The 20,599-nt window shown below is 69.3% G+C and carries 19 protein-coding genes; 7 read left to right on the plus strand and 12 right to left on the minus strand.

Annotation, left to right across the window (positions count from 1 at the left end):
• Nucleotides 1-236 precede the first annotated feature (236 nt).
• Nucleotides 237-1,730, plus strand: a complete 1,494-nt coding sequence (locus ACEYYH_RS20060; RefSeq protein ID WP_374976053.1) for an aldehyde dehydrogenase family protein — start codon at nucleotides 237-239, stop codon at nucleotides 1,728-1,730.
• A gap of 88 nt (nucleotides 1,731-1,818) precedes the next feature.
• Complete coding sequence (locus ACEYYH_RS20065) at nucleotides 1,819-2,367, plus strand: MarR family winged helix-turn-helix transcriptional regulator (protein WP_374976054.1); 549 nt, start codon at nucleotides 1,819-1,821, stop codon at nucleotides 2,365-2,367.
• Nucleotides 2,368-2,493: 126 nt separating this feature from the next.
• On the opposite strand, the gene ACEYYH_RS20070 is transcribed toward ACEYYH_RS20065, so the two are convergent.
• The 5 genes from ACEYYH_RS20070 to ACEYYH_RS20090 form a co-directional block, all read right to left on the minus strand.
• Nucleotides 2,494-3,351 (minus strand): PaaX family transcriptional regulator C-terminal domain-containing protein, encoded by an 858-nt coding sequence (locus ACEYYH_RS20070; RefSeq protein WP_374976055.1) that lies wholly within the window; start codon nucleotides 3,349-3,351, stop codon nucleotides 2,494-2,496.
• Nucleotides 3,348-4,172 (minus strand): ABC transporter ATP-binding protein, encoded by an 825-nt coding sequence (locus tag ACEYYH_RS20075; RefSeq protein ID WP_374976056.1) that lies wholly within the window; start codon nucleotides 4,170-4,172, stop codon nucleotides 3,348-3,350. Before ACEYYH_RS20075 ends, ACEYYH_RS20070 begins: the two co-directional genes overlap by 4 nt.
• Nucleotides 4,165-4,989 (minus strand): ABC transporter permease, encoded by an 825-nt coding sequence (locus ACEYYH_RS20080; protein ID WP_374976057.1) that lies wholly within the window; start codon nucleotides 4,987-4,989, stop codon nucleotides 4,165-4,167. Before ACEYYH_RS20080 ends, ACEYYH_RS20075 begins: the two co-directional genes overlap by 8 nt.
• Nucleotides 4,986-5,825, minus strand: coding sequence for an ABC transporter permease (locus ACEYYH_RS20085; protein ID WP_374976058.1), 840 nt, complete (start codon nucleotides 5,823-5,825; stop codon nucleotides 4,986-4,988). Before ACEYYH_RS20085 ends, ACEYYH_RS20080 begins: the two co-directional genes overlap by 4 nt.
• 96 nt (nucleotides 5,826-5,921) lie before the next feature.
• Nucleotides 5,922-6,914, minus strand: a complete 993-nt coding sequence (locus ACEYYH_RS20090; protein WP_374976059.1) for an ABC transporter substrate-binding protein — start codon at nucleotides 6,912-6,914, stop codon at nucleotides 5,922-5,924.
• 395 nt (nucleotides 6,915-7,309) lie between these two features.
• On the opposite strand from ACEYYH_RS20090, the gene ACEYYH_RS20095 reads away from it, so the two are divergent.
• The 4 genes from ACEYYH_RS20095 (at nucleotide 7,310) to ACEYYH_RS20110 (ending at nucleotide 11,191) form a co-directional block, all read left to right on the plus strand.
• A complete protein-coding gene (locus ACEYYH_RS20095; RefSeq protein WP_374978267.1) occupies nucleotides 7,310-8,131 on the plus strand; it encodes a methylenetetrahydrofolate reductase in 822 nt (273 codons plus the stop codon).
• Nucleotides 8,128-9,003, plus strand: coding sequence for a formyltetrahydrofolate deformylase (gene purU / locus ACEYYH_RS20100; protein ID WP_374976060.1), 876 nt, complete (start codon nucleotides 8,128-8,130; stop codon nucleotides 9,001-9,003). Before ACEYYH_RS20095 ends, purU begins: the two co-directional genes overlap by 4 nt.
• A 71-nt stretch (nucleotides 9,004-9,074) precedes the next feature.
• On the plus strand, nucleotides 9,075-10,481 hold the full coding sequence (locus tag ACEYYH_RS20105) for an aminomethyl transferase family protein (protein WP_374976061.1): 1,407 nt from the start codon (nucleotides 9,075-9,077) through the stop codon (nucleotides 10,479-10,481).
• A 128-nt stretch (nucleotides 10,482-10,609) separates the two neighbouring features.
• Nucleotides 10,610-11,191 (plus strand): PadR family transcriptional regulator, encoded by a 582-nt coding sequence (locus ACEYYH_RS20110; RefSeq protein WP_374976062.1) that lies wholly within the window; start codon nucleotides 10,610-10,612, stop codon nucleotides 11,189-11,191.
• Nucleotides 11,192-11,378: 187 nt separating this feature from the next.
• On the opposite strand, the gene ACEYYH_RS20115 is transcribed toward ACEYYH_RS20110, so the two are convergent.
• A complete protein-coding gene (locus ACEYYH_RS20115; protein ID WP_374976063.1) occupies nucleotides 11,379-13,751 on the minus strand; it encodes a DUF6351 family protein in 2,373 nt (790 codons plus the stop codon).
• A 94-nt stretch (nucleotides 13,752-13,845) separates the two neighbouring features.
• Nucleotides 13,846-14,730 (minus strand): PaaX family transcriptional regulator C-terminal domain-containing protein, encoded by an 885-nt coding sequence (locus tag ACEYYH_RS20120; RefSeq protein ID WP_374976064.1) that lies wholly within the window; start codon nucleotides 14,728-14,730, stop codon nucleotides 13,846-13,848.
• A 165-nt stretch (nucleotides 14,731-14,895) separates the two neighbouring features.
• Between ACEYYH_RS20120 and ACEYYH_RS20125 the strand changes: the two genes are divergently transcribed.
• On the plus strand, nucleotides 14,896-15,555 hold the full coding sequence (locus ACEYYH_RS20125; protein WP_374976065.1) for a GntR family transcriptional regulator: 660 nt from the start codon (nucleotides 14,896-14,898) through the stop codon (nucleotides 15,553-15,555).
• Nucleotides 15,556-15,714: 159 nt separating this feature from the next.
• Here the strand turns inward: ACEYYH_RS20125 and ACEYYH_RS20130 are convergent, their stop codons facing one another.
• From ACEYYH_RS20130 to ACEYYH_RS20150, 5 genes are read right to left on the minus strand one after another with little or no spacing between them, the layout of a single operon-like run.
• Nucleotides 15,715-16,983, minus strand: coding sequence for an ABC transporter substrate-binding protein (locus tag ACEYYH_RS20130; RefSeq protein WP_374976066.1), 1,269 nt, complete (start codon nucleotides 16,981-16,983; stop codon nucleotides 15,715-15,717).
• 22 nt (nucleotides 16,984-17,005) lie between these two features.
• Entirely contained in the window at nucleotides 17,006-18,103 is a 1,098-nt protein-coding gene (locus ACEYYH_RS20135) for a branched-chain amino acid ABC transporter permease (RefSeq protein WP_374976067.1), read from the minus strand.
• Nucleotides 18,103-18,987 carry a branched-chain amino acid ABC transporter permease gene (locus ACEYYH_RS20140; protein WP_374976068.1) on the minus strand — a complete coding sequence of 295 codons (885 nt, stop codon included), beginning with the start codon at nucleotides 18,985-18,987 and terminating at the stop codon, nucleotides 18,103-18,105. Before ACEYYH_RS20140 ends, ACEYYH_RS20135 begins: the two co-directional genes overlap by 1 nt.
• Entirely contained in the window at nucleotides 18,987-19,697 is a 711-nt protein-coding gene (locus tag ACEYYH_RS20145; RefSeq protein ID WP_374976069.1) for an ABC transporter ATP-binding protein, read from the minus strand. Before ACEYYH_RS20145 ends, ACEYYH_RS20140 begins: the two co-directional genes overlap by 1 nt.
• Nucleotides 19,684-20,463 (minus strand): ABC transporter ATP-binding protein, encoded by a 780-nt coding sequence (locus ACEYYH_RS20150; protein WP_374976070.1) that lies wholly within the window; start codon nucleotides 20,461-20,463, stop codon nucleotides 19,684-19,686. The genes ACEYYH_RS20145 and ACEYYH_RS20150 overlap by 14 nt, the downstream gene beginning before the upstream one ends.
• Between the last annotated feature and the right edge of the window lie 136 nt (nucleotides 20,464-20,599).

Raw genomic sequence — 20,599 nt, forward strand, 5'->3', positions numbered from 1 at the left:
AGGTCGATCAGACGCCGCGGGAAGGTCGTCATCGACACTCGCTCTCGTCCCCGTGGCTGCGTCGCCGGGGTGACGCGAGTGACGCTAACACAATCTGCTTTACACGTAAACAGGAATATGTCTAAACACGTTGACATCTGTCTGATCGAGGGGGATCGTGGATGCCACACCCGGCCCGCGCAGCCCGCTGGAGCGCGCGTGCGCCGACCCGAACGACACAGAGAGGTGCGAATTCGATGACTGACACGCTGAGCACGGCCGCAGAGCTGCGGACCGGCTTGTTCATCGGGGGCGAGGCCCGCGAGACGCAGGAGACACTCGCGATCGCCGATCCCGGCAAGCCCGGGGCGATCGTGGGGCACGCGGCATCCGCGTCCGAACAGGACGTCGCGGATGCCGTCGCGGCCGCGCGTGCGGCCTACCCCGCATGGGCGGCGCTGTCCCCGCAGGAGCGCGCGGCGAAGATGGCCGAGGCGATCGCCGGCATCGCCGACGACCGCGATGAGGACGCCGCCGTCCTGTCGCAGGAGAACGGCAAGATCAGATTCGAGTCCTGGGTCGACGCCCTCGTCTTCGAGATCCGGTGGAACCTCGCGCTCATGCTGGCCGACGAGGTCGACAAGGGCCACACGCTCCCGGTCGTGCCCGGGGCGATCCCCGTCTCGACCGACGTGTCGTACCAGCCGCTCGGAGTGGTGACGGTGATCGTGCCCTTCAACTGGCCCATCGCGATCCTCGGCGCATCGCTGCCGCATGCCCTGCTCGCCGGCAACACCGCGATCGTGAAGCCGCCGCCCTCGGCGCCGCTGGCCACCACGCGCGTCGTGCAGCGCGTCGCCGAGAAGCTGCCCCCCGGGGTGCTCAACATCGTGACCGGCAAGGACGAGAACATGGGCGCTCTCATCACCGACGTCGACAAGGTGTGCTTCACCGGGTCGGTCAACGGCGGCAAGCGGATCATGGAGATGGCGTCGAAGAGCCTCACGCGGGTGACGCTCGAACTCGGGGGGAACGACGCCGCCGTGCTGCTGGAGGACGCGATCCTCGACGACACCCACCTCGACCGGCTCTACGCGGCGATCTACGACACCACCGGGCAGATCTGCATGAACGCCAAGCGCGTGTTCGTGCACCGCTCGCGACTCGACGAACTCGTCGCCGGGATGGCACGGCGACTCGAGCGGGCCAAGATCGGATACGGGCTCGACGAGGGCACCACGATGGGTCCGCTTCACTCGCCCGCCCAGAAGGCGTTCGTCGAGGAGATCATCCAAGAGGCGAAGGATGCCGGCGCCGACGTCCGCGAGTACGGAGAGCTGCCCTCGGGCGACCTCGCCGGTGGGAACTTCCTGCGCCCCGCGATCGTCGTCGACCCCGAGCCCTCGCTGCGCGTGGTCACCCAGGAGCAGTTCGGTCCGGTCATCCCGATCATCCCCTTCGACACCGAAGAAGAGGCGGTCCGCCTCGCCAACGACACGTGGGGCGGCCTGTGCGGCTCGGTGTGGACGGCCTCGCCCGAGGCGGCACAGCGCGTCGGCTCGCAGCTCGTGTGCGGGTACGTCTGGATCAACGATCACGGCGCCACGCGCCTCGACCTGCGCGCGCCCTTCGGCGGCATGAAGAAGTCGGGCATCGGCCGCGAGCAGGGTATCGAGGGCGTCCGCGCCTTCCAGGACACCCGCGCCATCGCGACCATCGACCCCGAGGCGCTCGCGGCTATGGCGCACTGAGCCGGCGCAGCACGCACGCGGTCCTGCGTCCCCTCGGGGGCGCAGGACCGATGCCTCTCTGTCAGACTCTTCACACGAAAGGAGCCGGATGCCTCCGCAGCCCGCCCCCACCACACGGCCCGTCCTGCCGCCCGGAACGGTCACCGAGCCGCTCGGCCACGCGCTGGATCCGGAATCCTTCACCCCCCGCCTTCTGGCGCTCCTGTCCAACGCCCTCGTGTGGCGCGAGTCGCACGAGCTCCGCCGCCGCTTCGGGCTGGGCACCAACGAGTGGCGGGTGATCTCCGCGCTCGCGATCCGGCCAGGCGCGTCGGCGACTGAGATCTCCGAGTTCCTCGGAGTGAACAAGGCCATCGTGTCCAAGAGCGTCAGCGCACTGGTCCAGCGCGAACTGCTCGTCCTCTCGGATGGGCCGCGGGGCTCGCGGCCGATGTTTCTCTCGAGCGCGGGCGCCGAGATGCACGACGCCATGCTGCCGATCTCGATGCGGGGACAGGAGCTCATCCTGTCGCATGTGAGCGGTGACGACGTGGAGCGGTTCAACGGTCTGCTTCACCGCATGCTCGAGGAGCTGCGCGATCTTCAGATCGTCGAACGCACACTCGCCCGGGCTGCCGAGATCGAGGCGGAGCACTGACCGACCTCGACATCGAGGGCGACCGCTGACCCTCGGGCGAGGTGCGCATGAGCGTCAGGATACCTATTGATATTGCCTATGCATATAGGTATCTCTGACTCCGCCCCGTCCGCTGCGGCTGTCGCGTCAGCCGACGAGACCGGCGAAGTCCCGGACGGCGGGGAACGCGAACTCGCGGTGCCGGCGCGTGAAGAGCGCGGCCGATCGGTCCGCCGGCCAGTCCTCCCCCATGTACTGACGAGGAAGCCGTGGGTCGGCGCGCAGCAGTGCGAGCCAGTCCGCCACGAGCAGCGTCCGCGCCGTGACGGGAGGAAGATCGGATGCCGCATCCTCGCGGTCCCAGTGCTCGATGAATTCGAGATGGGCCTCGCGGATGCGCTCGATGTCCCAGGCCACGCGCACCGCCTCGGCCATGGGGAATCCCTCCAGCTCGGTCGCCGAGAAAGCGGTGATCGAGGCCGGCGGCACATCCGGGATGATCGCGTCGAGGGCGGCGGCCAGGTCGACCGCACCCGGCGCGATCCACAGGCCGTCGCGCAGCACCGCGAAGCCGGACCACGTCAGCGCCGCCCGCAGGCGGTGGCGCAGGTCGCGCAGGTGCTCGGGCACGCTGAAGGTCACGAGGGTCCAGCCCTCGCCCTGGGGTTCGAACGGGGCCGGCCCGTTGACTCGACCGGATGCCTCGCGGAGCACCTCGCTGCCGTGGGCGGTCAGCTCGAAGCCGATCTCGCGTCCGAGTCGCCGGCGCTCGAGGAGCCCGCTGTCGACCATGCGGTCGAGGTTGGTCCGCACGGCCGACGCGGCGACCCCCGCGCTCTCGAGCGTGCCGATCAGAACGCTCGCGCGGAGCGGCTCGAAGTAGCGGTCGCACACGAACTCGCCGAAGAAGGCCAGGAGCAGCTGCCGCGGCTTGCGCGTGAGCACAGAGGTCTCGGCGGTCGAAGCGACGAGCACCGCGGGCCCCGGGGCGGCTGACGAACTCACGCGGCAGCCCCTGGGCGCACCGCCTCACCGCGCTTGGCACGCTGGATCTGCTCGTACACGTGCGTGCGCAGCTCTGTGAACCGGGGCAGGGCCCGTGTCGTGATCTGGTCCCGCTCGGGGGCGAGGTCGATCGCGAGGTCCTCCTGGACCCAGGTCGGCGACTTCGAGAGTACGATGACGCGCTCGCCGAGGTAGACGGACTCGTCGATGTCGTGCGTGACGAACAGGATCGACATCCCGCGCTCGCGATGGAGCTTGCGCACCAGATCCTCGAGGTCGGCGCGGGTCTGCGCGTCGACCGCCGCGAAGGGCTCGTCCATGATGAGCACCTCGGGCTCGTACGCGACGGCGCGGGCGATGGCCACGCGCTGCTGCATGCCGCCCGACAGCTGCCAGGGGTAGCTGCCCGTCGCGTGCTCCAGACCGACGGCGCTCAGGGCGTCGTCGACGAGCCGATCGCGCTCGGCGCGCGTGAGCTTCTTGTGCTTGAGCGGCAGCTCGACGTTCCCGCGGACGGTGAGCCACGGGTACAGGCTGCGGCCGTACTCCTGGAACACGAGGGCCATCTTCGGCGGCGGGGCGGTCACCCGCCGCCCGCCGAGCTCGACGACGCCCGAGGTCGGCTTGAGCAGGCCGGCGATGCACTTCAGCAGCGTCGTCTTGCCGCATCCGGAAGGGCCGACGATGCACACCAGCTCGCCGGCATCCATCCGGAATCCGATGTCGCCGATCGCCTCGACGTTGCCGGTCGACGACTCGTAGACCTTCCGCAGGTGCTCGACGTTCAAGAGCGTCGACGTTGTCTGAAGCGGCTCAGGCACGCTCCACCTCCTTGATTCCGTGATACCAGCGCAGCACGCGTCGCTCGACGAGACCGAAGATCGCCGCGAGCAGGATGCCGATGAGCCCGAGCAGCAGGATGCCGCTCCACATCTCGGCGATGAGATAGTTCCGCTGGAAGTAGACGATCTGATAGCCCAGCCCCGACGACGAGTACGCCAGCTCCGAGATCACCATCAGGATGAGGGCGATCGACAGCGACTGCCGCACGCCCGCCATGATGCGCGGACTCGCCGCGGGCAGCACGAGGTAGCGCAGGCGCTCGCCCGGCGTCACCGCGAACGACCGCGCGGTCTCTGTCATGACGGAGTCGGTGGAGCGGACGCCCTCGATCGTGTTCAGGAGGATCGGCCACACCGAGCCGACCACGATGACCACGATCTTCATGGCGTCGGTCGGTCCCATCAGCACCACGACGATCGGCAGCAGCACCGGTGGCGGCACGGCGCGGAAGAACTCCAGCATCGGCTCGAGCAGCTCGCGCAGCCAGCGATTGAGGCCGATCAGCGTGCCGGCGACGATGCCGACCGCGATCGAGATGACGATGCCGATCGCCAGCCGACCGAGACTCGGCAGCACATCGGTGACGAACGCGGGGCCGATCCAGGTGTCGACGAACGCGTCGAGGATCTCGAGGGGCGGCGGGAAGAACAGCGCCGGGCTGATGGTGGCCCAGATGCCCCAGATCACCAGCAGGACCAGAGGCAGGCCGATCGCGTAGAGCGTGCTCTCGCCGATCTTCGCCCATACCCGTGAGCGCCGGCGCGGCGTCACGACGGTGCTCGTGTACAGCGTCACAGGACCTCCTCCCCTCGCACCGACTGGTGCCAGGCGAGCGAGCGGCGCTCGATGGCGCGGAACACCAGGTTGATGAGAAGGCCGAGGATGCCGGTCACGATGACGAGGGCATAGACCACGGGCCAATTGCCCGCCGACTGGGCGAAGACGATCTCGCGGCCGAGCCCCGGATTGCCGATGAACATCTCGGCGGTGATCGCGAGGATCAGCGCCACCGCGGCGGCGAGGCGCAGCCCTGTCATGAGGTACGGCAGCGCCGTCGGGAACACCAGGTTCACGATGCGCGAGCCGCGCGAGAGCCCGAAGCTGCGCGCCGTGTCGCGCGCGACGGTGTCGACGTCGGCCACGCCGTAGAGCACCTGGATGAACACCTGCCAGAAGCTGGCGTAGACGATGATCACGAGCGCGGATTCGATGCGCAGGCCGAACATGAGGATCGCGAGCGGGATGAGGGCGACCGAGGGGATCGGCCGCAGGAACTCGACCGTGGTGTGCGTCGCGCGGCGCAGGAACGGGACCAGCCCGATGATCGTGCCGAGCACCGTGGCGAGCACGGTCGCGATGACGAGGCCCAAGCCCCACGCGGTCATCGTGCGGCCGACGTTGCGCCAGAACTCGAGGTCGCGCATCTCCTGGCCGAGGGCGGCGAGGGTGACGGTGGCGCTCGGGAAGTACCGCGGGTCGACGAGGCCGAGCGTCGGCAGCATCTGCCAGGTGACGAGGAAACCGAGGATGCCGGCGATGCCGAGCGCGATCTTGCGCAGCGTGCGCGACCGGCGGGCACTGCGCGGGCGCGGCGGCGTGGCGACGATCAGGGGAGCGTCAGCGGTGGCCATCGGCGGGTCCGATCTGGAGGAGGCGAGGGGGATGACGGGACGCGGGAGGTGGCGGATGCCGCGGGGCGCGGCATCCGTCACCATCTCGTCGTGCGACTACTGCTGCTGGAGCAGGCGGTCGTAGTCGGGCTCGGCGTCGATGTAGGCGAACTCGACGGCGAGGGCGCCGAGGTCCTCGATTCCGGCGCCGCCGAGGTCCCACGTGAAGGTGGGCAGCGTGATGCCCGCCGCGGCCTCCTCGGGGATGTCGAGGTTGGTCGCGATCGCGGCGCGCACGGCCTCCTCATTGTCGGTCGCCCAATCCAGCGCCTCGGCCATCGCCTCGGAGTACGCCGTCACGAGGTCGGGGTCCTCATCGAGGATCGCCTGCGTCGTGATGTTCGTGAGCACCGACAGCCCGGGGATCGTCGCCTGGTAAGGCTGTACGACCGACACTCCGCCGTCACCGACGATCATCGCGCGGAACGGGTCGGGCGCCCACGCGGCGTCCATGGTGCCCGCTTCGAGCTGTGCCGGCACGTCGGGGAACGCGACCTCGACGAACTCGATCGTCGAGGGGTCTCCGCCGTCGTCCTGGACGGCCTTGCGGATCGTCAGGTCGCCGGCGGCGCCGATGGTGTTCACCGACACCTTCTTGCCCGCGAGGTCGGCGGGCCGCATGATGCCCGAATCGCCCAGCGCGACCACCGCGTTGACGTCGGTCTCGTCGGCGAGGCTGTTGGCGTAGTTCCCGACGATCACGACGCCGAGATCCTGCTGGTCGGCACGGATGGGCCCGAACGGCTGGCCGATCGCGAACTGGATGTCGCCGCTGAGGAGCGCGGGGATCGCGTTGGCGCCGCCCTGGGAGGGCACCACCTCGATCTCGAGGCCGTGCTCCTCGAAGATGCCCTCATCGATCGCTGCCCACAGCGCGCCGGTCTCGGCGATGGGCAGCGCGGCGACGCGCACTTTGGTCAGCTCGCCCGAGCCGCCGGCGTCCCCGGTGGACGTGGCGGTGGACGCGGGATCGGCGGCGGAATCGGTGCAGCCGCTCAGGGCGAGCGCGGCAGCGGCGAGAACGCCGAGGGTGACAAGACTCTTCTTCATTGACGGGCCTCTCGTGACGGTGCGGGTGCGTCGGCGGCCGGGTTTCGTCCGACGCGGAGCCGGAGTCCTCACCTCGGCGTGCCGGACACAAGTCATCGTGCGCCAGACGCGAGCGATTGTCAACAGTTTCGTGACGCCCGTCACAATTCTCATGAACTAAAGCCCTCATGCATCCGTTCAACGGAACCGCGAAGCGCCCCACCTCCCGCCGACACGGAGGATGACAGGGCTTCATCAGGCAATTGGCTATTGCCATTACCTATGTCCATAGGTATTCTGACATCACTCCCCGCGGTGCGAAGGCGCCCGCGCCGAGGAAAGGACCTCGATCAGTGGCACACCAGACTCCCGTCTCGCCGAAGGCCGCAGCGCTCGTCGACGGCTTCTCGCTCGAGATGACCGGCAAGGATATCGCCGGTCTCGAAGAGGCCCGCGAAATGATCCCGCCGGGGACGAAGATCAACGTGACGTTCCTCGGCAACGAGGACCTCGAGATGCGCGTCGCCGCCGCGAAGGCCGTCAAGGAGATGGGCTTCGTCCCCGTCCCCCATCTCTCGGCTCGCCGCTTGCGGTCGCAGGCCGAGCTCGAGGAGTTCCTCGGCCGTCTGCAGGAGGTCGGCGCCACCGAGCACGTGTTCGCGGTGGGCGGCGACCCGGCCGAGCCCGAAGGGCCTTACCCGGACTCGCTCACCGTGATCCGTTCGGGCGTGCTGCAGAAGTTCGGGGTCCGCGAGGTCTCCATCGCCGGCTACCCCGAGGGCCACCCCGACATCTCCGACGACGTGCTGTGGAACCACCTCGACGAGAAGGCGCTCGCGCTCGCGCAGGCGGGATTGGATGCGGTGATCCTCACGCAGTTCGCGTTCGACACCGATCCCGTCATGACGTGGATCGACGCGGTGCGCGAACGCGGGATCGACGCACAGATCCGCATCGGCACCCCCGGCCCCGCCGGCATCAAGCGCCTGCTGGGCTTCGCCCGCCGCTTCGGCATCGGCGCCAACGCGATGATCGTCAAGAAGTACGGCTTCTCACTCACCAATCTGATGGGCACGGCCGGACCCGACCGATTCGTGTCGGACCTCGCCACCCTGCTGGCCGACGACCCGACGTCGGGCGACGTGAAGCTGCACTTCTACACGTTCGGCGGCCTGCTGGCGACGAGCAACTGGGCGCGGGAGTTCGTCGCGGCGCAGTCCTCGGGGGCGCGCCGATGACGACCCACCTGGACGTGAGGCGCGATCACGCCTGCCTCATCGTGCACGGGCCCGATCGGTCGGGCATCGTCGCGGCGGTGACGGCGCTCGTGGCCCGCAACCAGGGCAACATCGTGACGCTCGATCAGTACTCCGACAATCCGGAGGGCGGCGAGTTCTTCCAGCGCGTGGTGTTCCACCGCCCCGACCTCCAGGCGGCACTTCCCGAGATCGAGGCCGACCTCGACGAGACGCTCGAGCCGCTCGGACTGGAGTGGCGGATCACCGACCAGTCCATCCCCAAGCGCATGGCGATCCTCGCCTCGACGAGCGACCACTGCCTGCTGGAACTGCTGTGGCGGCACCGCCGCGGCGAGCTGCCGGTCACCATCCCAATGGTCATCTCGAATCACACCAACACCGCGGAGGACGTCCGCAGCTTCGGCATCCCGTTCTTCCATGTGCCGTCGCAGGGGCCGGACAAGTCCGCCGCCGAGGCGAGGATCGTCGAGCTGCTCAAGGGCAACGTCGACTTCGTCGTGCTGGCCCGCTATATGCAGATCCTCTCCGACTCGTTCCTCGACGAGGTGGGGGTGCCGGTGATCAACATCCACCACTCGTTCCTGCCCGCCTTCATCGGCGCCGCGCCCTACCGCAAGGCGAAGGAACGGGGCGTCAAGCTCATCGGCGCGACCAGCCACTACGTCACCGAAGACCTCGACGAGGGCCCGATCATCGAGCAGGACGTCGCCCGTGTCACCCACGCGATGACCGCGGCCGATCTCCAGGCCCGCGGCGCGTACGTCGAACGGGCGGTGCTCTCCCGCGCCGTGCAGTGGCACGCCGAAGACCGCGTCATCCGACACGGCAACCACACGATCGTCTTCACCTGATCAAGACGGATGCTGCGGGCCGCAGCATCCGTCATCACAGACCACACAACCCACGAACAGAGAGGTTCCCCATGGCGAAGAATCTGCAGGAGCTGCTCGACGCGCAGAACGCCGTCGAGATGCTGCGCAACTCGCAGATCGGCTCGTACATCTACCCGGTGGTCCCCGCGGACTTCCAGAACTGGATCAAGGAGCAGCGGGCGTGGCGTGACACGGCCGTGCTCTACGACCAGTCGCACCACATGGACAATGTGTTCCTCAAGGGCTCGGACGCGATCCGGCTGATCTCCGACACGGCCATCAACTCGGTCGCGACCTTCCCGGTGAACCGCGCCAAGCAGTATGTGCCGACGACCGCGTCGGGCCACGTCATCGGCGACGGCATCCTCTTCCACGAGGCCGAGGACGAGTACGTCTACGTCGGCCGCGCGCCGGCGTCGAACTGGCTGCTCTACCACGGCGAGACGGGCGGCTACTCGAACCTCGACATCACCGTCGACCGCCGCTCGCCGTCGCGCCCCTATGGCGACGCGGTGAGCCGCCGCTACTACCGGTTCCAGATCCAGGGTCCGGCGGCATGGAACGTCATCGAGAAGCTCAACGGCGGGCCGCTCGAGCAGCTGAAGTTCTTCAGCATGTCCGAGATGCAGATCGGCGGCGCGAACGTCCGCACCCTGCGTCATGGCATGGCGGGCGCCCCCGGCCTCGAGGTCTGGGGCCCGTACGAGGACCACCACCGCGTGCGCGACATCATCGTCGAGGCGGGCGCCGAGTTCGGCCTCGTGCCGGTCGGCTCCCGGGCGTACCCGTCGAACACGCTCGAGTCCGGCTGGATCCCGTCGCCGCTGCCGGCGATCTACTCCGGCGAAGAGGAGCGCGGCTACCGCGAGTGGCTCGGCGTCGACAGCTACGAGGCGACCGGCACGCTCGCGGGGTCCTTCGTGTCGGAGGACATCGAGGACTACTACCTCACCCCGTGGGAGCTCGGCTACGGCTCGTTCGTGAAGTTCGACCACGACTTCATCGGCCGTGACGCGCTCGAGAAGATCGACCCCGCGACGCAGCGGCGCAAGGTCACGCTCGCGTGGAACGCCGAGGACGTCACGAAGATCTTCGCCTCGCTCTTCGACACCGAGGGCGAGAGCTACAAGTTCTTCGACCTGCCGCTGGCGAACTACGGGTCGGCGAACTACGACTCGGTGACGGATGCCGACGGCAACGTCGTCGGATTCTCGATGTTCACCGGGTACAGCGCCAACGAGAAGCGCGCCCTGTCACTCGCGACAGTGAACCCCGATGTGCCCGAGGGCGCCGAGGTGACGGTCGTGTGGGGCGAGCCGAACGGCGGCACCACGAAGGCCTCGGTCGAGCCGCACAAGCAGCTCGAGGTGCGCGCGGTCGTCTCGCCCGTGCCGTACTCGACGGTCGCCCGTCAGACCTATCACGGGGGCTGGCGCACGCAGTACCAGCCGGCCTGAGCCGTCCGGTCGCAGCGAACGGACCGAAGGGGTCCGCCCACGCCGGGCGGGCCCCTTCGGGCATTGCGGGCGACGTCGCGCCGGGGCAACCCGATCCTGTCGCTACGCTCGGGAACGAGAGGAGACGCATGAGTCTGCGCTACGCACTGCTGGCGATCCTGCGGGTGGGGCCGCTGTCGGGCTACGACCTGCAGAAGCAGTTCCACCAGTCGGTCGGCCACGTGTGGCACGCGCCCGACTCGCAGATCTACCCAGAGCTGCGCAAGATGGAGGAGCTCGGCCTCATCGAGGGCGAAGAGCAGCCGCGCGGTGAGCGCGGCACGCGGCGGATGTACCACGTGACGGAGGCCGGCGAGCAGGCGTTCCTCGCATGGATGAGCTCTCCCCTGGACTATCAGCGCGTGCGCGACCCCGCGCACCTGCGCGCCGCCTATCTCGAAGCGGCGACCCCCGAGGCCGCGCGCACGTTCCTCGAACGGCACATCGCCCAGTGGGAGGGCGAGCTGGCGCAATGGGAGGGCGAGCTCGAGCGCATCGACGCCGTCGCCAACCCGATGCTGGTGCGCCGGCTCAGGGTGACGCCCGACGCCGACCGCGAGCGCACCATCGCGTACAAGCGCTTCGCCTACGAGGGCCTCGTCGAGCGCGCCCAGGGGGAGATCGCCTGGGCCCGCCGAGGCCTCGCACTGGTGGATCGCCTGGGACCCTGACCCCCGTCCCCGTCCCCGTCCCCCGTCCCCCGTCCCCCGTCCCCCGTCCCCCGTCCGGCCCCGATCCGCGAGAGTGCAGCTGCTCGCCGAGAGGTAGGGAACCAACCACCCTCTCGTCCACCAGCTGCACTCTCGCGGTCTGCATCCCCGGGCCGGCGACGCCAGCCCGGGGATGCAGGGGCGAGGGTCAGGGCTTGCCGGCCGCCTTCTTCACCTTCTGGGTCTCGGCCGAAAGCAGGGTCTGCGCGACGAGGTCGTCTGCCGACACCGTCACCCGGACCCGCAGCTGCACTCCGACGAGGTCGGCCGTGGGGCTGAACGACGCCTCCGTGGCTCCGGCGACAGGTGTGCCGTCCGCGATCCACTGGTAGGCGAGCGTGGCGCCCTCCGGCCCATCGACCTGCGCGGTCACCACCTCGCCGACGCGCGGGGTGCCCGCGACCACCGGCGCGGCTGCGGTGACGGTGTCGGTCGTCCCGAAGTCGAGCCACGTGCCTTCCAGCGGCTTGTAGCCCTGCGGGCGCTCATCCCAGTCGCAGACGCCCGCCGGGAACGTCGCGAGCAGTCGCGCCCACTGCGCGTCGCTCATCGCCGGATAGTCGGTCCGCGCCGGCTGTGTCAGCGCGCACTTGAGACCGTCCGCGATCAGCGGCATGCCCGCCTCCGCCCGCGGCTGCGAGTGGTACGGGTACAGCGTGTTGCACGCCGTCGACGGGTCGTCGTAATCGAGCGGCTCGGCGATGAACGCCAGCTGCGCGTCGAAGCAGCCGTCGACGAGGTCCGCTGGCCGCGCGGCTATGGTGCGTGCACGGTCGCCGGGGCCGCCGGCAGCCTCGATCGCGTCGAGCCAGTCCTCCAGCTTGTCGAGCGCGGCCACCCGCATCTGGTTGGTGTTGGCCGTTATGTTGGCGCCCGTCCAGTTGACGTGCGTGCCGGCGTCGCCGTAGGCCGCGAGCATGCGCTCGCGGATGATGGCCGACCGGTACCGCTCGTGGAAGTCGCCCGTGGGGTCGGTGTAATTGCGGATCTCGATCACCGGCGTCCACGCCAGACCGCCCGTCATCATGTTGATGCGCCCGGTCTGGTACGCCCGCTCGATCGCCTCGACGCTCGCCTCGGAACGTGCCGCGGTGCGGTTGCCGTCGACGCCCATGCCGCCGACCTGCTCGTTCAGCGACACGAACTGCTCCACCGTGATCTCGCCGCTCTGCAGGGCGTTCCAGCCGTACTGCACACCGACGTTGTCAGGCTCCACGCGCAGGCCGCGTCCCTCGGCATCCGTGCCGTAGACGTTCTTCACCATGTCGGCGATCGTGCACCGGAGGCCGTCGGGATTCGACGGCGACCAGCGGTCGGCGACCGGGATCGCCGCGTTGCAGCCCCGGTTGGGGTCGTCGACACCGTCGAAGAACGTGAATCCGAAGCACGTCCCCGACAGGGCGTGCCCCGTGACCGCGACCTTCTGCGCGTCGGTCCAGCCGGCGCCGGCCGGCGAGTTCCAGTAGTTGAGGAGACCTCGGCAGTCGTGGCCGCCGATCGTGGTCGACCGTTCGTCGGGGTACCCGATCTCGCCGAGCACGCCGTCGAGGATGCCCGGGTAATTGTTGGCGAGCAGCAGCTGCTGCATGGTGCCCGCCGACCCGCCCGAGCCGATCGTGTAGTCGACGGGTCCGAGCTGCTCGACGACGTGCTCCTTGACCATCATCGCGGTCTCGGCGCTCGTGACGTCGTTGCAGTTCTGCGCGTAGACGTTGAACGTCGCCGAAGCGACCGCGTAGCCGCGGCTGAGGAAGAGGTCGTTCTGCACGCCGCCGGTGCTGCTGCCCTGCCAGTACCCGACGCCGCACGCGCCGCCGAACGTGTAGACGAGCTTGCCGTTCCAGCCCGGGGTGGCCGTCCACGGTGCGGGCTCGGCCGTGCCGGGGACGTGGAGCACCGCGGTCTCGTAGACCGCGCGGTTGATGGTGCCGCGCTCGATGCGCACGATGAAGGGGACCGTCTCACCGTCCACCGTGGTGGTGGCGAGGTCGGCCGGGGTGGATCCGTCGGTCGGATAGTTCGCGAACTGTCCGGCAGTCGTGCGGTAGCGGTAGCTGACCGAGGGAGCCGCGACGTGGCAGTCCTCGTCGACCGCGCCGAGGTTCCACGGCGCGCCCGATGCCGTGCAGTACATGGGATGCTGCGGCCCCGAGAACACCGGACCCGTGACGGGGTGGTTCTCGATCTCGAGCTCGGCCTGCACCTGGCCGTTCTTCTTGGTGACCTGGATCTCGCTGACGCCCAGCGGCAGTCCCTCGACCAGCCCGATCAGCCGCCCGTCGACCGGGTGGAACGATTCGGTCACGTCGACACCGGCCGACACGATGCGGAAATCGTCGCGGGCTCCGGCCACCGAGACCAGCGCGTCGCCGCCGGAGACGCTGTCGGCGCGCCCGGACTCGATATCGATCGTGACCGGCTGCGAAGCGCTGACCGCGGTCGGCAGGGACAGGCCGGCGAGGATCAGTCCCGCCGAGGCGAGCACCCCCATCACGAGCGGCCCGGTTCTGGATCTCTTCATTGCACCCTCCGTCGACGTCGTCGTCATGGCGCAGCATCGTCGCTGCCGCCTACGCGACAGAGTAGAACTCGTGGTGACGCTCGTCAACGAAAGATTAAGTGTTAGCCTGCTCCGTCATCCGGCGTCGGGTGACACGCTGTGCGAGGTCGGCGTCGATCCCGCCGACCAGCGCGCGGACGCGACTCTCCGCGGCGTCTCCGAGCTCGTTGTAGCGCCGCGCCCACGCCCGGCGCGTACCGGCACGCGGCCAGTCGCCGGGCACCAGCTCGGCGGGCATGCCGGTGTCGAGCAGGCGGAACACCTGCCAGCCCAGCATGAGCCGCATGCGCTCCACGAAGGCCGCCACGGGCCCATCCGGCTGTCCCGGCTTCATGGCGGCCGCGAATCGTCGATACTCGGCGGCGATGTCGTCGAGGTTCCAGGCCGACTGCGCACCACCCGCGATCGTCGTCTGGAGGGTGGCGCGCATCGCCGTGACGTCGCCGACGCCGAGGTCGCGAAGCTCGGACATCGCCGCCGCGGCACGATCACGTGGCGACACCCACACGCCGTCGTACAGCGGCGCGAACCCGAGCCAGCGGAGCCGGGATCGCGCGAGGTGCCGCGACGACCGCTCGGACTCGGGGATCGAGAAGGCGAGGACCGTCCACAACCCGTCCCATGAGGGCTCGACCAGACCGAACGACTCGAGCCAGGCGCCCTCCTCCTCGACGATCTCCAGAGCCCGCGGGGTGAGGCTGTGGGTCGTCCGCCGGCCCGCCCGCTCGGCCACCAGCAGCCCGCCGCGCACCATTCGGGCCAGCGTCGCCCGCGCGGCGGCCTCCTTGAGACCGAGGTCGGTCAGCGCGGTCACGAGGGCGCCGGTCGGAAGAGGATCGTCGACGCCCCACCAGTAGTCGCCGAAAACGGTGAGGACCTGTCGGACCGGCGAGACCCGGCGGAACTCGGGCGAGCCGGCAGCGTCCTCGGCGAGAGTCATGCGTGACATCCTCCCACCGGCGCCGGTGGACGATATCACGCTCGAGTGGTGAGTCAAGATTGGCGACGATTTTCGCGCGAATTTCGTATGAGATTCTTCGCGATCATCGGCTCCTCGCGAGATAGTGTCAGTGCACGGACGAAGACGCCGAAGGGGGTTGGCCAGATGACGGATGCTGCGGTGCTGAGCGACGACGAGACCACAGAGCGTCCCGACCTGACGCAGGTGATCCGCGAGGCGATCCTCGACGCGCAGTTCGCGCCGCATCAGCGCCTCATCGAGGCCGATCTCAGCGAGCGCTACGGCGTGTCGCGGGCCTCCGTGCGCACGGCCCTGCTGAACCTCGCCGGCGAAGGGCTCGTCGAGCGCCTCCCCAACCGCGGGTCGCGCGTCCGCGCGATCACGGTCGACGAGGCGATCGAGATCGTCGAGGTGCGGATCGGCCTCGAGACCCTGTGCGCCCGCAAGGCCGCCGAGAACCTCACCCCCGCCGACGCCGAGGAGCTCCGGGCGCTGCGCGCCGACATCGAGGCCGCGATCGGGTCGGGCGACCTCATGGGGTACTCGCGCCTGAACCAGGAGCTCGACCGGCGCATCCGCGACCTCAGCCGTCACGGCACCGCGACCCAGCTTCTCGAGCGCCTGCGCGCGCAGTCCGCTCGCCACCAGTTCCGGCTCGCCTTCCACCCGGGCCGCGCCGCGACGTCGGCGCCCGAGCACGTCGCGATCATCGACGCGATCCTCGCGAAGGACCCCGACGCCGCCGAGGCCGCGACCCGCGCCCACCTCTCGGGCATCGTCGAGGTGCTGCACGGCATGGAGTGAGAAGCGGCGGCGGGTCGCAGCATCCGTCTCCCGCATCAGGTGATCTGGCGAGAACAGGACGATCCGCGCCGAATCATCCTGCCTCCGTCAGATCTCCTGATTTCGAGAACGGCGGAGGGGCGGACGGATGCCTCCGCCCGCCCTTCCGCCGGGCTCAGGTCACTGACCCCATGACTCGGCCGGGGCGTAACCCTTGCCGTTGTACTTCTGCACCTGCACGGTCGAAACCGCGGGCTGGCCGTCGACGGTGGTGTCGACGGTGGAGCCTTCGAGCATCAGCGGTGCCGTGAAGCCCGAGACGTCGCGCAGCGCCTCCATGAAGTTCTCGCGCGTCGGCTCGGTCATGTTGCCGAAGACCTCCTCGAGCGTCGCGCCGATCTGGTACGACCAGACGCAGTGCGGGAACGCGGGGACGTCGGGGTAGTTCGCGTACTCCGCGAGCTGCTCGAGGAAGGCGGCGCCCTCCTCACTCTCGGCGAACGTCGGCGCGGCCGCAGACTGCGCGAACGCGACGGTGTAGACGCCGGGGAACGCCGTGGCGCCACCGGGCTCGAGGATGGCCGTCGGGCTCGACGTGTTCGACGGCAGGAACCACGAGGGCAGCCAGCCCAGCTCCTGCGTCTTCTGCAGCGACGAGATCACGAGCGGTGTGATCGACATGGCGTTGAAGAACACGTCCGCGCCCGAGCCGGCGAGCTCGGTCAGCTGCGCGTCGACCGAGGTGTCGGTGGCCTCGTAGGTGAGCTCCTTGACGACCTCGATGTTGTCGGCACCCTCGATGGCCGACTTGAAGCCCTCGACGTAGCCCTCGCCGTAGTCGTCGTTCTGCGACAGGATCGCGACCGTGTGGTCTTCGCTCGAGCTCGCCAGCAGCTCGCCGAACGCCTCACCCTCGTTCTGGTAGATCGGAACGAAGCCGAGCTGCCACGGGCTCTCCTCCTGGTTGCTGAAGATGGGGTCGCCCGTCTGGATCAGCACCTGCGGCACCTCGTCGGCGATCGCCGCGTCGCGCCACGCCCGGTTGGTGGGCGTGCCGAGTCCGGCGGTCATCGCGAACACACTGCTCTTGAGCTGGTCGTAGTTGGCCTTGGCCTTCTGCGGGTCGTACTCGTCGTCGAGCGCCTCGATCTCGACGGTGCGGGTCTTGCCGTCGCCGAACTCGACGCCGCCGTCGGCGTTCTTGGCACCGAAGTAGGCCGTGATGCCGGCGACGGTGCACGTGCCGGGGCCGGCCGTGGGTCCCGACAGCGGAGTGGTGATCCCGAGGGTGATGGAGTCGTCGGTGATGCCGGGACTCGCCGCAGCGCCGCCGTCCTCCGTGCTGTCCGGCGAGCCTCCGCCGCGCGCGCAGCCGGCAGCGAGCACGGCGACGATGCCGATTCCCGCGACGACCGAGGCGACGCGCATCCTTCTGCGATTCGTGCTCATGGGTCCTGCCTCTCTGTGTGGTTTACGACTGCGTCGTAGGGGGTGGGGGTGATGGCGTCGAAGGGGATCCCAAGGCGTCGTCGACGGTCGAGGATCCCGTAACGGATCCTGCGGCATCCGCCTGCATCGCTCCGCCGGCCGGTCCGCGCCCGGTGCCGGCATCGCGGCGGCGGCGACGCCACAGCCGCGGCAGGGACACCAGGCCGCCCGGGAGGATGAACAGCACGACGAGGAGGATCGCGCCCTGGAGCATCGCCGTGATGTTCGGGTCGATGAGGTTCGTGATCTGCGGCAGCAGCACGTACCAGGCGCCGCCGAGGAGCGAGCCGATGATGCTGCCGGCGCCGCCGATGACCATCGAGGCGAGCAGCTCGATCGAGTGGCCGAAGTGCAGTGTCTCGGGCGACGTGTACTGGATCACGACCATATAGAGGAAGCCGCTCACACCGCCGATGAGCGAGGCGATCGTGAACGCCAGCACCTTGTAGCGGTAGGGCGAGACGCCCATCGACGCGGCGACCGCCTCGTTGCCCTTCACGATGGCGAACGCGCGCCCGTACTTGCCGCGCACGAGGTTGCGCGTGAGCAGGAACGTGATCGCGCCGATGAGGATCACGATGTACAGCTGCCACTGGTCGTCGTAGAGGCCGGTCCACTCCGGCGCGCTCGAGAAGCGGGCGGAGGTGCCCTGCGATCCGCCGGTGAAGTCCGACAGCCGCTTCGCCAGCGGCAGACCCACGAGCGGGAGCGCGATCGTCACCATGGCGATCGCGAGACCGCCGAGGCGCGCCGCGGCGAGCGCGACCAGGAGTCCGAACACGGCCGGCACGATGCACGCGAGCGCGAACACGAGCACGATGTTCCAGTCCTGGTTGACGCCGTACGCCGTGACGTACGCACCGACGCCGACGAAGAAGATCTGGCCCAGCGAGACCTGGCCGGTGTAGCCCATCACGACGTTGAGGCCGAGGACGGCGACGGCGAAGACGCCGATGCGCGCGATCGTCTGGTTGGCGAACTCCGGCAGGATCAGCGGCCCCACGATGAGCAGCACGACGACGAGGCCGACCCCCGCCCACTTCACCCAGGGGCGCGTCCAGAACTCCGCGGTCGAAGGCATCAGACGCGCACCACCGCTTTCCGGCCGAACAGGCCCTGTGGCCGCACGATGAGCACGACGAAGATGAGGATGAAGGGCACGGCGATCTTGAGGTCGTGTCCGATGAAGGGGACGTAGACGGCGGCGAGGTTCTCGAGCACGCCGATGAGCCACGCCGCGACGACGACGCCGATCGGGCTCGAGAGACCGCCGAGGATGCAGGCGGCGAGCGCGTAGACGAGCGCGCCGTCCATCATCCCGGGCGTGAGGGTCAGCTGCGGCGCGACCAGCACGCCCGCCACCGCGCCGAGCACGGCGGCCAGTCCCCAGCCGACCATGAGGTTGCGCCCGACGTTGATGCCCGAGAACGCCGCCGAGCCGGGGTTGATCGCGACCGCCCGCAGCGCCAGGCCGAGCTTCGTGCCGAGGAACAGCGCCTGCAGCAGACCCATGATGACGACGATCACAATGATCGTGCCGAGCGAGCGGACGCTGATCACGGCTCCGCCGATCCGGATCGTCTCGAGCGGGAACAGCGACGGGAAGAGGCGGTTGTTGTACGTCCAGATCCAGGCGCAGAGTCCGGTGATGAAGGTCAGCAGGCCGATCGTCACGACGACCGCGGTGTCGGGGTCGCCGCGCTCGAACCGGCGGAGCAGGTAGCGCTCGATGAGCGCGCCGAGGAAGAACGAGATCACGATCGCGGCGAGGATCGCCAGCACCAGCGGCACGCCGAACCCGTTGAGGGCCCACGCGATGTACGCCGACAGCACGGCCATGCCGCCCTGCGCGAAGTTGATGAGGCCGGTGGCCTGATTGACGAGCACGATCGCGAGAGCGAGCGCGGCGTAGATCGACCCCGTCGACAGGCCGTCGATCACGAGCTGGATGAACGTGCCCACCATCAGCCTCCCAGGTACGCGCGGCGGATCTCGTCCATGCCCTTGAGCTCCGCGGTCGCGCCGGTCAGGACGTTGCGCCCCGTCTCGAGCACCGTCGCGCTGTCGACGAGGGTGAAGGCGAGGTTGGCGTTCTGCTCGACGACGAGCATCGCGATGCCCGACTCGGCGCGCAGCCGCCCGATCGCCTGGTACACGGTCTTGGCGGTGCCGGGGGCGAGACCGAGGGATGCCTCGTCCAGCAGCATCAGGCGCGGCCGGGCCATGATCGCCCGGGCGATGGCGAGCATCTGCTGCTCGCCGCCCGACAGCGCCGATCCGTTCGAGCGGATGCGGTCCTCGAGCTGCGGGAAGAGCTCGAGGCAGTAGTCGACGTCGGCGCGGATCGCCGAGGCGTCCTTGCGGCGGTACGCGCCGACCCGGAGGTTCTCGCGCACCGTCAGATCGGAGAGCGTGCCGCGGCCTTCCGGCACGTGTGCGATGCCGAGGGCGGCGACCTGGTCGGGCCGCAGACCCTTGAGGTCCTTGCCGTCGAAGCGGATCGTGCCGGTCGAGCGGACGGTGCCCGATATCGCGCGGAGCGTCGTCGTCTTGCCGGCGCCGTTCGCACCGAGGATGCCGACCGCGCCACCGTCGGGAACGGTCAGCGAGACGCCCTCGAGCACCTGCACGCGCCCGTAGAACGCGCGGACATCGACGAGCTCAAGCAGCGTCATCGACCGCGTCCTTTCCGAGGTAGGCCTCGACGACGCGCGGGTCGGCCTGCGCCTGCGCCGCCGAGCCCTCCATGAGCTTGCGGCCGTGGTCGAGCACGACCACGCGGTCGGTGAGCGCCGAGATGAGCCCCATGTTGTGCTCGACGATGACGACGGTGATGTCGTCGTCGCGCACGCGCCGCACGGTCTCGATGAGCTGCTCGACCTCGGAGTGCGGGAGCCCCGCGGCCGGCTCGTCGAGCAGCAACAGCCGCGGCTTCATGAGCAGGGCACGGCAGAGCTCGACGCCCTTGTGCAGGCCGTGCGACAGCTCGTCGGCCCGCGTGCGGGCGGCCCAGCCGAGACCGTGGCCCTCGAGCAGGTCGAGCGCCTCCTTGCGCAGCGCCTTCTCGGAGCGCGTGGTGCGGGGCAGCCGCAGCGACCACTCCGCCGGGCCCCCGGGCAGGCGGCTGTGCGCGCCGAGGAGCACGTTCTCGAGGACCGTCTCGCGCAGCTGCAGCGCCGGGTGCTGGAACGTGCGGGCCAGGCCGTGTCGCGCGAGGGTCGCGGGCGGCGAGCCGAGCACCTCGTCGTCGTCGATCGTGATCGAGCCGGCGCTCGGCCGGTAGTGGCCGCTCACGCAGTTGAAGAGCGAGGTCTTGCCGGCGCCGTTGGGGCCGACCAGGCCGGAGATCTGGCCGGGCTCGACCGTGAAGGTCACGTCTTCGAGCACCTTGACACCGCCGAAGTGCAGGCTCACGTCGCGGACTGCGAGCCGAGCGCCCATGGCCCCACCTTTCGCGTCGTCGCGTGGTCGTGGTCGTTCCGGGAGTCGAGTCCCTCCCGTGCTTGGGAAACTACGGATCCGCGGCCAGATTGTCAACGATTTTGGTGTGAAGTTCCGCGACCGTGATCTTCGACAC

It is taken from the genome of Microbacterium trichothecenolyticum (assembly GCF_041938625.1).
Classification (GTDB): domain Bacteria; phylum Actinomycetota; class Actinomycetes; order Actinomycetales; family Microbacteriaceae; genus Microbacterium; species Microbacterium trichothecenolyticum_D.